General features: G+C 47.1%; 12 protein-coding genes and 1 riboswitch. Of the genes, 9 read left to right on the top strand and 3 right to left on the bottom strand.

The window, feature by feature from the left end:
- The gene (locus tag QOX44_RS06960; protein WP_283682287.1) at positions 1-1,326 is read left to right on the top strand and encodes a M18 family aminopeptidase; all 1,326 of its coding nucleotides are present in this window, start codon (positions 1-3) and stop codon (positions 1,324-1,326) included.
- Between the two features lie 192 nt (positions 1,327-1,518).
- Here the strand turns inward: QOX44_RS06960 and QOX44_RS06955 are convergent, their stop codons facing one another.
- Complete coding sequence (locus tag QOX44_RS06955; protein WP_283682286.1) at positions 1,519-1,836, bottom strand: hypothetical protein; 318 nt, start codon at positions 1,834-1,836, stop codon at positions 1,519-1,521.
- A 42-nt stretch (positions 1,837-1,878) separates the two neighbouring features.
- Complete coding sequence (locus QOX44_RS06950) at positions 1,879-2,829, bottom strand: AraC family transcriptional regulator (RefSeq protein WP_283682285.1); 951 nt, start codon at positions 2,827-2,829, stop codon at positions 1,879-1,881.
- Positions 2,830-2,973: 144 nt separating this feature from the next.
- Here QOX44_RS06950 and QOX44_RS06945 point away from each other — a divergent pair, with 144 nt between their 5' ends.
- Together QOX44_RS06945 and QOX44_RS06940 are read left to right on the top strand one after the other, a co-directional pair.
- Complete coding sequence (locus QOX44_RS06945; RefSeq protein WP_283682284.1) at positions 2,974-3,198, top strand: hypothetical protein; 225 nt, start codon at positions 2,974-2,976, stop codon at positions 3,196-3,198.
- Positions 3,199-3,204: 6 nt separating this feature from the next.
- A complete protein-coding gene (locus QOX44_RS06940) occupies positions 3,205-4,389 on the top strand; it encodes an MFS transporter (RefSeq protein WP_283682283.1) in 1,185 nt (394 codons plus the stop codon).
- On the opposite strand, the gene QOX44_RS06935 is transcribed toward QOX44_RS06940, so the two are convergent.
- Positions 4,371-5,471: a prephenate dehydrogenase gene (locus tag QOX44_RS06935; protein ID WP_283682282.1), complete on the bottom strand. Its 1,101-nt coding sequence runs from the start codon at positions 5,469-5,471 to the stop codon at positions 4,371-4,373. The genes QOX44_RS06940 and QOX44_RS06935 overlap by 19 nt on opposite strands.
- 207 nt (positions 5,472-5,678) lie before the next feature.
- Here QOX44_RS06935 and QOX44_RS06930 point away from each other — a divergent pair, with 207 nt between their 5' ends.
- From QOX44_RS06930 to QOX44_RS06905, 6 genes are all read left to right on the top strand, one after another.
- Entirely contained in the window at positions 5,679-7,757 is a 2,079-nt protein-coding gene (locus QOX44_RS06930) for an elongation factor G (RefSeq protein ID WP_283682281.1), read from the top strand.
- Between the two features lie 137 nt (positions 7,758-7,894).
- Positions 7,895-8,281, top strand: a complete 387-nt coding sequence (locus QOX44_RS06925) for a DUF6483 family protein (RefSeq protein WP_283682280.1) — start codon at positions 7,895-7,897, stop codon at positions 8,279-8,281.
- Positions 8,282-8,313: 32 nt separating this feature from the next.
- Complete coding sequence (locus QOX44_RS06920) at positions 8,314-9,030, top strand: HAD family hydrolase (RefSeq protein WP_283682279.1); 717 nt, start codon at positions 8,314-8,316, stop codon at positions 9,028-9,030.
- Between the two features lie 57 nt (positions 9,031-9,087).
- Positions 9,088-9,216, top strand: a riboswitch (cobalamin riboswitch).
- Positions 9,217-9,349: 133 nt separating this feature from the next.
- Positions 9,350-10,462 (top strand): ABC transporter substrate-binding protein, encoded by a 1,113-nt coding sequence (locus QOX44_RS06915; RefSeq protein WP_283682278.1) that lies wholly within the window; start codon positions 9,350-9,352, stop codon positions 10,460-10,462.
- Positions 10,462-11,529 carry a FecCD family ABC transporter permease gene (locus QOX44_RS06910; RefSeq protein WP_283682277.1) on the top strand — a complete coding sequence of 356 codons (1,068 nt, stop codon included), beginning with the start codon at positions 10,462-10,464 and terminating at the stop codon, positions 11,527-11,529. Before QOX44_RS06915 ends, QOX44_RS06910 begins: the two co-directional genes overlap by 1 nt.
- A complete protein-coding gene (locus QOX44_RS06905; protein ID WP_283682276.1) occupies positions 11,526-12,290 on the top strand; it encodes an ABC transporter ATP-binding protein in 765 nt (254 codons plus the stop codon). The genes QOX44_RS06910 and QOX44_RS06905 overlap by 4 nt, the downstream gene beginning before the upstream one ends.
- Positions 12,291-12,324 lie beyond the last annotated feature (34 nt).

Below are 12,324 nucleotides of genomic sequence, written 5' to 3'. Positions count from 1 at the left end.
ATGCAGAAAAGTTTAGAAAGTGCAAAGGGACTTCTTGATTTTATTGAAAAAAGTCCAAGCTGTTTTCAGGCGGTGAAGAATACTGCCAGTATGCTGGAGCAGAATGGATTTGTCCGGCTGCTGGAGAATAAAAGATGGGAGCTGATACCTGGCGGCAACTATTATGTGACGCGCAATGCGTCCTCGCTTATTGCATTTCGCATTCCCGAGGAGCCGTTTTCCAGTTTTCAGTTGATGTGCAGCCATACGGATTCACCCTCCTTTAAGGTGAAGGAGAATCCTGAAATAGAGGCAGATAAAAAATACACAAAACTGAATGTAGAAAAGTATGGAGGGATGCTTTGCGCTCCGTGGTTTGACCGTCCGCTCTCAGTGGCAGGACGTGTGGTGGCGAGGAAAGATGGAAGCCTGAAACAGATCCTTGTGAATGTGGACCGGGATATTTTGATGCTTCCGAATGTGGCGATCCATATGAATCGCGACGCAAATGACGGGATGAAGTATAATGCACAGACGGATATGTGCCCGATATTTGGCGATGAGACAGCAAAGGGTACGTTTGTGAAGATGATCGCGGACGAAGCCGGCGTTTTGGAAGAAGAGCTGCTGGGAATGGATCTGTTTTTGTACAATCGTCAAAAAGGCAGTATCTGGGGCAGCAGAAATGAGTTCCTTTCTGCTCCGCGGCTGGATGATCTGCAGTGTATGTACGCGTCTTTGCAGGGATTTCTCGCAGCAGAGGAGAAGGATAAAAAACATATTTGTGTTTTCTGTGCATTTGATAATGAAGAAACAGGAAGCGTTTCAAGACAGGGAGCGGCATCTACATTTTTACAGGATACGCTTTTACGTATCAATGAAAGTCTGGGGAGATCGCAGGCAGAATATCGGGCGGCGCTTTCAGACAGCTTCATGATTTCCTGTGACAATGCACATGCAGTGCATCCAAATCATCCGGAGATGGCGGATCCGGTAAATAGACCGCAGATGAACCATGGAATTGTGATCAAATATAATGCAAATCAGAAATATACGACAGATGCAGTAAGCGGTGCAGTGTTTAAGCAGCTTTGCTCGCTCGCAGAGGTACCCTGTCAGGTCTACACGAACCGTTCGGATATTGCAGGAGGCTCAACGCTTGGAAATATCTCCAATACACAGGTATCGCTCCGGTGCGTAGATATCGGTCTGGCGCAGCTTGCGATGCATTCGCCGTATGAGACGGCTGGCGTGAAGGATACGTGGTATCTTACGCGTGTGGCAGAGATGTTTTACCGGAGCACGGTGCAGTGTGAGGAAGATGACCTTGTGCTGGAGAATTTTTGAGTGTTAAAACAGGCGATTTTTAACTTAGAAAAGATAGTATATCAAAACAAAAGGGGATGGTGCAAAATACTGATTCCGGTGGATTTTCGGTGTGTTTTCCGCAGAAAACATCTTAGTTTTCGAAGGAAAATCATCCGAAAGGGTACCGCCGGATGTATATTGCAGCCTCCCCTTTGTATGATGTCGGATTATCTATTTCCTGTATTTTGCTTCGATTCTCAGATATACGATAGCCATTCCGATCACGAGCAGCATCATGCCGATGATCATAAAAATAAATACAGGCGAGTTTTGTTTTGCAAAGAGCAGTGGCAGTCCTAATACTTCGAGTATAACGGCTGCCCCAAACCATAATATTGATACGGCTTTATTGTACTGTTTGACGTCCGTTACGGCTGGCGGTTCTACAAAAGTAAAGAAGCCTGTTGCTTTGTCTGACCTGCGGCAGGTGATTCCGATGCTGAGGAAAATAACAGCAACAATACTCCATGTCACAAATCCTATGACCATGTCTTGTCCTCCCCTAGAGAATGACTGTTTATGTATGGAACATTACCTTTTCTTGTATAAAATAATTTCCGGGTTTTCTCCATTGCACCAATACGCGCAGTCTGCCTCCTTCTTTTTTCGATATTCGGTAGGTGTTAAATGATAGCGTTTTTTAAATAATCTGCAAAAATAGTCCACGTTAGGAAACCCAGCCGCACGGGCAATTGCAGAAATTTTTTCTTCGGTTTTTGACAGTAGCAACGCTGCTTCCTTTAAACGGTAGTTTATTAAATAGTTGATTGGTGTAATGCGTAGGTATTTGTTAAACAGGTTTAATACAGTGCTTTTACTGATCATCGCATGACGGGCAATATCGTCCAGCGATATGTTGGCAGCGTAATTTTGGTGAATATATTGCATCATCATCTGCAATCTTGCCTGAGAAGCAGCCGATACATTTGTGCGCTCCTGCTTTGGGATATCTGTATGCTCATATAGTGTCAGCCAGAGTCTTTGAATAAGGGCAGATGTGGCAAGCTCACAGGAGGCGCAGCTCTGAACAGCTATAATCTGCTTTATGATTGATAACGCTTCTGCTTCCCATGAAACTTCCGTGTGAAAAATCCGGAATGGCATGGAAGACGTTATAAAAGGTAAGACATATTTATTATATATCAAGCTGTCCTGTGCGGCAATAAAAAAAGGAAGACACAGAAAATTTGGGACTACAGCTCTGTCGGAGGAAGAAAAGCGATGCAGGATTTTGGAGTTAATGAACACACCGTGTCCTTCCGGTAAAGTAAACTGCTTTTCGCCGATCCAAAACGTTACGGTTCCGGATTCGATGTATACAAATTCCAGTTCTGCATGCCAATGCCATTCAATACAGTTAAAATCAAACAGTCCTAAATTGTCATAATAAAAATGAAACGGATAGTCGACACGACCGTGTTGGATCGTTTCCATTAAATTTTCATCTGTAATGATCCTGCTGTAGGATGTATCAGAGCTCATACGCAAATCTCCTGAAAAAATAGGATTTTGTGATATTATACAATAAATATAGGATATAAATCAATGAAAAATAAATTTTTGTGTTATATAATTCAGAATAGAAACAGTCATGGAACGGTAAAAAGGAAAAGAGGGAGTGGACGTATGAATGGAGTTATAAAAACAAAAGCGTATAAAACCGGAAAATGCCTTGTTATCTATGTTGACAGTAAAAGTAAGGTAAATGAACTGATGATAGATTTAATGGAAGCAGGCTTTACAGTGAATTATGAACCAAGCTACATAGAAGGAAATTACGAAGGCTGTTTTTTATATGGAGACGAAAATGCAATTAAGATTTGCTGTAAGGAAGGAAAGAGAGGGGGTTAGAGTATTATGAGAAACTATCGAAAAACAAAAATCGCATGTTATATGGGGTTTATCACGCAGGCAATCGCGGCAAATTTTGCTCCGCTGTTATTTTTGAAATTTCGTTATGATTATCAGATAGCTCTGGGAAGTATTGCGCTGATCCCTATGTGTTTTTTCTTTACGCAGCTTGTAGTGGATTTGTTTTGTGCCAAATTTGTAGACAAGATCGGATACCGCGTCTGTATTGTAGCTTCTGAGGTATGTGCGGCGGCAGGACTGCTTGGTCTGGCATTTTTACCGGAGTGTTTGCCGGATCCTTTCGTGGGGATCCTATGCAGTGTGATTTTATATGCAATAGGAAGCGGATTGATCGAGGTTCTTTGCAGCCCTATAGTAGAAGCTTGTCCCTTTGAAAATAAGGAAGCGACAATGAGTCTTCTTCATTCTTTTTACTGTTGGGGAACAGTAGGGACAATATTGATTTCGACTTTATTTTTCCTGCTGTTTGGAATAGACAGCTGGAGGTGGCTGGCGGTACTGTGGGCGATGATTCCGGCAGTCAATATTTACAATTTTGCGACGTGCCCTATAGAGCATTTAGTAGAGGAAGACCGCAAAATGGGAATAAAAGAATTGTTTCGAACTCCGTTGTTCTGGAGTTCTATTTGTTTGATGGTCTGTTCCGGCGCGTCAGAGCTTGCCATGGCGCAATGGGCATCGGCGTATGCGGAAGCAGCGCTGGGATTATCCAAAACAATAGGAGATCTGGCAGGTCCGTGTATGTTTGCCCTCACCATGGGAATTAGCCGTGTGATATTTGGAAAATACGGTGATCGAATGGACTTAAAGAAGTTCATGGTGGGGTCCGGCTGTCTGTGTGTCGTGTGTTATCTTTTGACTGCGCTGTCAGGCAACCTGGCACTGGGGCTGATTGGCTGTATTATGTGCGGATTTTCTGTTGGAATTATGTGGCCGGGAACGATCAGTATTTCCTCTGGACGGTTCCCGTCAGGAGGTACAGCCATGTTTGCACTGCTTGCGATGGCCGGAGATTTGGGCGGGAGTATCGGACCGGCGATTGTCGGCTGGGTTACACAGGCTGCCGGAGATCGTATTCGCATTGGCATGAGCGTTGGTCTGATATTCCCGCTTGGTTTGTTAGCGGCGCTTTTTGCTCTTGGCAGAAAACGTTACCGCACCCACACCTGATAGCGATGCTGGCGCAGCAGCTCGGCAGCCTGCAGGGAAGGGGCTTCTTCATAAAATTCAATGCGCAGTGCTCCCTCTTCGAACTCGCGGTTGTGGACGATCCCTATATTTTTGATGCTGATGCCGTTTACGGCAAGTGTTGTGGCGATCGTTGCGATGGCGCCCGACTCATCGACAATATCGCAGTAAATGCGGTACGTTTTCTTGATCGAACCAAGCGAAGAGGAGGCGAACGAATCGCGGTAATCGCGCGAACGCTCAAAGGTTTTATAGATGGCGCTTCCATTTCCGGCCGACATCTCCCGGCGGCAGTTTTCCAGCAAGGAGATAAAGGTATCCATCACCTCCGAGATATTCTGACTGTTTGACAGACAGATATGTTCCCACATTTCGGGGGAGGAAGAGGCAATGCGGGTGATATCCTTAAATCCACCGGCAGCGATCATTTTCATGATCTCATCCGCAGAGTCCAGATCGTGGACCGTATTTACAAGTGAGGCGGCGATCAGGTGGGGCAGGTGGCTGACGGCGGCAGTGGCGTAGTCGTGCTGCCGGTAGTCCAGAATCAGCGGTATGGAACCGATGGCTGCTGTGAGATTATAGTATGCATCGATCCATTCCTGCGGCGTCCCCTGGGAGGGGGTGATGATATAGTAAGCATTTTCAAACAGATGAGCCTGAGCATTTGCAAAACCGGATTTTTCTGATCCGGTCATAGGATGCCCGCCGATAAACCTCCCGTCTAGGCCCATCTCATGTGCTGCTTTATGAATATCGCTTTTTACACTGCCTACATCCGTCAGAAGGCAGTCTTTTTTTATTATATTTTTCAGGCAGGCAAGCGCTTCGATATTACTGCCGACAGGGGCGCACAGAAAAATGCAGTCGCACTGGGCAAACTGCGGATCAGAAGAGGAACTGCAGATCTGGTCGATCGCATGGCAGGCAAGCGCTTCTTCTGCGGTAGCGCGTGTACGGACGTATGCCATAATGCAGCAGTCGGGATCTGTGCGTTTCAGAGCAAGCGCGAGGCTTCCGCCAATCAGTCCGAGACCGATAAATCCAAATGTATGAAACTTCATATTTAAAATCCTTCTTTCTGGAAAGCAATTTCTGTATATTGTACTATTAAACAAAATGACTGTCAACACTTTATTGCTTTAACGCGTAAAAAATAAAAATATTGTTAATAATGAATAAAATGCTTGAAATATTTAATAAATTTTAGTAGAATATAGCCATGTGGTGTAGTTGTGTCCACTGACTAACTAGTATTGGAGGAAAAAGCTATGAATGTTTACACAACAAATAAAATCCGTAATGTCGTCATTCTTGGACATGGTGGTTCCGGTAAGACGAGTCTTGTAGAGTCTATGGCATATCTGACGGGAATCACGAGCAGACTTGGCAATGTAGCTGAAGGAAATACGATCAGCGATTTTGATAAAGAAGAGATTAAGAGAAAGTTTTCAATCAGCACTACTATGGTGCCGATCATATGGGGAGATACGAAGATCAATATTCTTGATACACCGGGGTATTTTGATTTTCTGGGAGAAGCAGAAGAGGCAGCGGCAGCGGCAGACGCTGCAGTCATCGTTGTAAATGGAAAGAATGGAGTAGAAGTCGGTACGGAGAAGGCATGGGAGCTTTGTGAAAAGTATAAGCTGCCGAGATTTTTCTACGTTTCTAATATGGATTATGATAATGCCAGCTACAGAGAAGTTGTTGAGAAGCTGACGGAGCTGTATGGAAAGAAAATTGCGCCGCTGCACATTCCGATCCGTGAAAATGAAAAGTTTGTCGGCTATGTGAATGTCGTAAAGAGTGCGGGCAGAAGATATGTGAATAAGCAGGAAAAGGTAGAGTGTCCGGTTCCGGATTATCTGGAGGATTATCTGGAGCATTACAGAGAGCATCTGCTCGAGGCAGTCGCAGAGACGAGTGAAGAGCTGATGGAGCGCTACTTCAGCGGCGAGGAGTTCTCTGAGGCAGAGATCGTGGCTGCTCTGCATGCAAACGTAGACGATATGTCGATCGTTCCGGTGACAATGGGAGCGAGCCTGAACCTTCAGGGAATCCAGATCCTTCTCGATGATATTGTAAGCTATATGCCGTCACCGGAGAAGCGCAAGATCGCCGGTGTGAACATGAAGACAAAGGAAGTCTTTGAAGCGGATTATAACTTTGCAAAAGCGAAATCTGCGTTTGTATGGAAAACGATCGTAGATCCGTTTATCGGAAAGTATTCTATGATCAAGGTGGCTTCCGGCGTTATCAAGAGCGATGACACGCTGTATAATGAGTCCAGGGATTCTGAGGAACGTTTAAGCAAGCTGTATGTAATGGAAGGCAGCAAGGCAGTCGAAGTAAAAGAGCTGCATGCAGGCGACATCGGAGCGATCGGAAAGCTCAATGCAGCGACAGGCGATACACTTTCTACGAAAGCAACCCCGGTCGCATACGGAAAGATCGATACTCCTGTTCCGTATACATACAAGCGTTATAAGGCAAAAGACAAAGGCGATGAGGATAAGGTAGCGCAGGCGCTTGCAAAGATGGCTCAGGAAGATCTGACTTTGCGGGTTGTCAATGACGGTGAAAATCGTCAGACGCTTATTTATGGACTGGGCGATCAGCATCTGGATATTATCGCCAGCAAGCTTCTGACAAAATATAAAGTGGAGGTAGAGCTGGAGAAGCCAAAGGTAGCATTCCGCGAGACGATCCGCAAGAGCTCTGACGTAGACTCCAAATATAAGAAACAGTCAGGCGGACACGGGCAGTATGGTCATGTAAAGATGCGTTTTTCACCGCTTGACACGCTGGATAAGGCATATGAGTTTGAGCAGGAGGTAGTAGGAGGCGCAGTTCCAAAGAACTATTTCCCGGCAGTCGAGAAGGGTATTCAGGATGCAACGCTTAAGGGACCTCTGGCAGGTTATCCGGTAGTCGGCGTAAAGGCTGTCCTTTACGATGGTTCCTATCATCCGGTGGATTCTTCCGAGATGGCGTTTAAGACAGCGGCAAGTCAGGCATTCAAGAAAGGCTTCATGGAGGCAGGACCGGTTCTTCTTGAGCCAATCGCATCTATGAAGGTTACTGTTCCGGATAAGTTTACCGGCGATGTTATGGGGGATCTGAACAAGAGACGCGGACGCGTACTCGGTATGAATCCGGACCACAAAGGAAATACTATTGTTGAGGCAGACATTCCGATGTCGGAGCTCTACGGTTATTCGACACAGCTTCGTTCTATGACGGGCGGAAGCGGTTCCTATTCTTATGAGTTTGCACGTTATGAGCAGGCTCCGAATGATGTTCAGGAGAGGGAGATCGCAGCGCGTCAGAATGCAGGCGAGGAATAATAAGATCAGCTGCTATGGTTAAGTGAATTTAGGGCTGCTGCAAAATACATCCACAGGAATCTGTATTTTGCAGCAGCCTCTTGATATTGCAGGGAAATCTATCAAAGAAGTACAGCGGAAAACGAAGGAGTATGGGAATGAATTTTGAAGATGAGAAAGATTATATCATGCGGATCATCAAAGAAATGGTACGAGTATTGTTTTCCCTCATGTTTGGCAAAGACTACACCTGTGTGAAGCAGGAGGCGACAAATAAATATGAAGTATCCGGAAAAAAGCTGGATGAATTGCTGGCACTGGCAGACAAAGGCAATATAAATGAGGCTGAAAATCTGATCCTGGAAGGAATAGATTACAGTAATAAAGAGGATTTGGCTGTGGCTGCTCTTTTTTATCAGCATTTATCGGAGATGAGCGCGCAGTTCCTGGAACAGAACCACTATTCACAGGAGGAGGTTTTAGAAGGGATTCAGGAAATGATGGAACATGCAGGGTACAGCCAGTTTTTTAAGCTGATGGAATAAGGACTACGAACAGAAGAATGGGGAGAACAGAAATGAAAGCGATCGTATTTGATATGGATGATACACTGTATGAACAGATAGAGCCGTTTCAAAGGGCCTGCAAGGATGTTTTTGACGGAAGGCTTGAGCCGGATATTCGTAGGCTGTTTGCAGCGCGATCCAGACGCAGTAATGAGGTATTTGAGGATGCAATGGCAGGAAAAATATCCATGGAAGAAATGTTTATCTACCGGGGGCAGATGGCGTTTGCTGATCTGGGATATCAGATCACCTCACAGGAGGCGCTCGACTTTCAGCGCGCCTATGAGCGGAATCAGGAGAAGATCACCCTGTCAGATACAATGAAAGAAATACTGACAATCTGCCGGGATGCCGGGGCGCTGCTGGGGATCATTACAAATGGTCCGACTCAGCACCAGAGAAAAAAGACGAATATACTGGGGATGGAGCGCTGGATTGATGCAAAGCATGTGATCATTTCGGAAGAATGTGGCGCGTCTAAGCCGGATCCGGCGATCTTCCGGTGTGCGCAGGAGCGGCTTGGAGTGTCCGCGTCAGACTGCATTTTTGTGGGTGACAGCTATGAGAATGATATAGTCGGAGCACAGCATGCCGGATGGAAGAGTATATGGCTCAATAAGCTTGGCAGAAAGCTTCCGGCAGGGGCAGTCTGCCCGGAATATATGGTGCGCAGTGAGACAGAATTGCTGGCGTGGGTGAAGGAGGCGGCTGAACGGTTACGGATCTAGAAAGGTTTTAGACCAGATAATTGACATGCCAGAAGAAATGTGATAGCTTATATTTGTTTCTATATTATTTTCCCAGGTGCGTGAGCATAAAAGGAAACAGGTGAGAATCCTGTACAAGGCCGTTACTGTATTTGAGCGTTTGCTGCGTCTCATAAGTCAGATACTTGCCTGTGGAAAAATACATCTTATTCTGCGGACACCGGAACAGGAGTAGCTGACGTTACAGGTCTGCCGTAGGCAGGCCTTTTTCTATGCTGTCTGCATATGCAGGAGAGCCCTGACCGGGGCCCGGCAGAGGAAAAACGAAAGGAGAAATCGTATGAAAAACAAGAAAGCAGCCTTTTTGCTGGCACTGGCGGTAGCGGCACTGGCGAGCCCCGGTGGCGCTGTGGCAGAGGAGGCACAGGAGCAGAATGCACAGACACAGGAAGAAAGCGCTCAGGAGCGTGAGCGGATCACGCTGACGGATAATGCAGGCAGAGAGGTGGAGCTTGAGTGCCCGGTAGAGACGGCAGTGAGCGCACTGCGGTACAACAATGAGCTGATCCGCGCCTGCGGCGCGATTGACCACATTATTTCGGTAGATTTAAATACGGCGCAGGACAGAGAGTACTGGGGGATGTTCGATCCGGATGAGGTGATCGGAAAAAGTCAGAGAGAGCTTGATTATGAGAAGATCGTAGAACTGGATCCGGAAGTTGTGATCCTGCCTGCGAACGGTGCATACGAAGAGGCAGAAGAAAAGCTGGAGCCGTTCGGGATTCCTGTTTTTGTGATCTCAGGCTATGACACAGCAGACTTCAAAGATCAGGTAAGCAATATCGGGACCATGTTTGGAACACAGGAAGAGGCGCAGGAGTTTTACGATTATTTTAACGGAAAGCTGGAATATATCCGGGAACAGCTTGAAGGAGTGGAGAAGAGGACGCTCTATATTGAGAGCACTTCTGATCTGACGACGATTTTCCCGGGAGATCCGATGTTTGATATGGTTGATTATGCATTTGCGGATAATATTTTTGCAGTGGATTATGAAAATGTAAATAAGGGTGAGGTGGATCCGGAAGAAGTGATCGCCCGGGATCCGGAGGTGATCATTAAGCTGGTCACTCCGGCAGAGGCCATGTCAGGGACGGGTCTGTATACGCCGCCTTCAAAAGAAGAGTTTCAGGCAGCCTATGATACGATCACAGGCCGCGCCGGCTGGGACGAGATCGAAGCGGTAAAAAATGATGACATTTATTTTATGACGCAGTTTAGCCATGGCGGGGCAAGTAAACTGGTAGGTACATGCTATATCGCAAAAATGCTGTATCCGGACCTTCTGCCACAGCTGGATCCGGCAGAGGTATTCCGGGCATGGATGGAGGATTTCCAGGGATTTGAAAATGTGGAAGGCCACTTTTACAGCGGGAAGGATTTACATAGCTGATGATGCAGCACAGGGATGAGATTCTTGGCACATATCGCCGGGGAAGAAAAAAGAAATATATCATGATCGCAGGCGGATTTTTTCTGGTACTGCTTCTTGCTATATTTTTTACGACGCTGGGAACGACAGACACAGATATTGGAGCCGTGACAGGAAGCATCTGGCGCACCCTCACTGCAGGGGGAGAAGCCGTGGATAAGCAGGACAAGATCATCGTACTTTTGCGGCTTCCAAGAATGGCGATGGCGATCGTGGCGGGGATCGGACTTTCCGTGTCAGGCGCTGCCATGCAGGCAGTCACACGTAATCCGCTGGTCAGTCCATTTACGATCGGTATATCAAATGCGTCTGCATTCGGCGCATCCTTGTCCATTGTCTTTGGAATTGGATTTTTTGGCGGCAGCTCGTTTGGAACGGTATTCAATGCATTTTTGTGGGCGCTTGGCTGCATGGGCATTGTTTCACTGATCTCAGCGAGAGCGGGCATGAGTCCGTCAACGATCGTACTGACGGGAATCGCGCTGAATTATTTTTTCAGCGCCTGTACGTCTACGATTGAATTTTTTGCAAGCGAGCACAAGCTTGCGGAGGTTGTCCAGTGGGCGTTCGGTTCCCTGAACGGGAGCCAGTGGGAAGAGGTATTTGTCATGGCAGTTGTCGTAGTGTTTTGCACGGCAGGAATGCTCTGGTATGCCAGGGACCTCAACGTCATTGCAGGTGGAGACGATGAGGTGGCCAGGACGCTTGGCATCCATCCGGAGCGGATCCGTCTTCTGGTCTGCGCAGAGGCGGCGCTCGCAACGGCTGCCGTGATCAGCTTTACAGGAGTCATTGGCTTTGTCGGACTGGCAGGGCCGCATATCGCGCGGCTGCTGATCGGGAGCGATCACCGGTACCTGCTGCCGTTTTCCGCAGTAATGGGGGCATTTTTGATGCTCGTAGCGGATACGATCGGGAGATTGATTCTGGCGCCGGTGATGATACCGGTGGGCATCGTGATCTCCTTTCTGGGTGTGCCGATTTTCATTAATCTGATCCTGGTGCAGAGAAAGGGGGAAGGCGTATGACACTGTGTGTGACAGATCTTTCTTTCCGGTATGGCAGCAGGCAGATATTGGACCGGGTGAGCTTTACGCAGCAGGAAGGACGGATCCTGGCGCTGCTTGGGCCGAACGGAACAGGAAAAACGACTCTTTTGAAATCGTTGAGCGGGATTCTGCGTCCGTTTGAGGGCAGCAGCTTTCTGGATGAGGAGGATCTGCTGCATATGAATGTCAGGAAAAAGGCAAAACTTGTGGCGTACGTTCCGCAAAATACGAATCCGGCCTTTCCCATGCGGGTCATTGACGCGGTGATGATGGGGCGAAGGCCATTTCAGGGCATGCGATCAGCCAGAAAAGATGAACAAAAGGTGATGGAGCTGCTTTCGCTTCTGGAACTGACGCCGTTTGCTTTTAAGTATACGAATGAGCTGAGCGGCGGAGAGCGGCAGAGAGTATTTCTGGCAAGGGCGCTGTGTCAGGAGCCGCGGCTCCTTCTGCTTGATGAACCGACGAGCAGTATGGATCTGAAAAACCAGCTTCGGACGATGAGTATGGTGAGACGGCTGGCAGATGAACAGAACCTGACGGTTATTGTCTCGATTCACGACATTAATCTGGCGGCCATGTACTGCGATGATTTTCTCATGCTCTGCGACCGGAAAGTGTATACCTTCGGAGATGCGCAGAAGGTACTGACCGGAGAAAACATGGAGAAGGTGTATGGAGTGAAGGCAAAAATGGATGAGTATAACGGATACCGGCATATGATTTTAAAGAAAATGTGAGAGAAAGTACTTTTTTTTTCAGCCATTGTGTGGT

It is taken from the genome of Parablautia sp. Marseille-Q6255 (assembly GCF_951230155.1).
Lineage (GTDB): Bacteria > Bacillota > Clostridia > Lachnospirales > Lachnospiraceae > Choladousia.
This window is presented reverse-complemented; position numbering and strand designations above follow the sequence as displayed.

Excerpts from the sequence above, each read along its gene's own strand:
- QOX44_RS06960 (WP_283682287.1), top strand. The coding sequence starts at position 1 with ATGCAGAAAAGTTTAGAAAGTGCAAAGGGACTTCTTGATTTTATTGAA.
- QOX44_RS06955 (WP_283682286.1), bottom strand. The coding sequence starts at position 1,836 with ATGGTCATAGGATTTGTGACATGGAGTATTGTTGCTGTTATTTTCCTC.
- QOX44_RS06950 (WP_283682285.1), bottom strand. The coding sequence starts at position 2,829 with ATGAGCTCTGATACATCCTACAGCAGGATCATTACAGATGAAAATTTA.
- QOX44_RS06945 (WP_283682284.1), top strand. The coding sequence starts at position 2,974 with ATGAATGGAGTTATAAAAACAAAAGCGTATAAAACCGGAAAATGCCTT.
- QOX44_RS06940 (WP_283682283.1), top strand. The coding sequence starts at position 3,205 with ATGAGAAACTATCGAAAAACAAAAATCGCATGTTATATGGGGTTTATC.
- QOX44_RS06935 (WP_283682282.1), bottom strand. The coding sequence starts at position 5,471 with ATGAAGTTTCATACATTTGGATTTATCGGTCTCGGACTGATTGGCGGA.
- QOX44_RS06930 (WP_283682281.1), top strand. The coding sequence starts at position 5,679 with ATGAATGTTTACACAACAAATAAAATCCGTAATGTCGTCATTCTTGGA.
- QOX44_RS06925 (WP_283682280.1), top strand. The coding sequence starts at position 7,895 with ATGAATTTTGAAGATGAGAAAGATTATATCATGCGGATCATCAAAGAA.
- QOX44_RS06920 (WP_283682279.1), top strand. The coding sequence starts at position 8,314 with ATGAAAGCGATCGTATTTGATATGGATGATACACTGTATGAACAGATA.
- QOX44_RS06915 (WP_283682278.1), top strand. The coding sequence starts at position 9,350 with ATGAAAAACAAGAAAGCAGCCTTTTTGCTGGCACTGGCGGTAGCGGCA.
- QOX44_RS06910 (WP_283682277.1), top strand. The coding sequence starts at position 10,462 with ATGATGCAGCACAGGGATGAGATTCTTGGCACATATCGCCGGGGAAGA.
- QOX44_RS06905 (WP_283682276.1), top strand. The coding sequence starts at position 11,526 with ATGACACTGTGTGTGACAGATCTTTCTTTCCGGTATGGCAGCAGGCAG.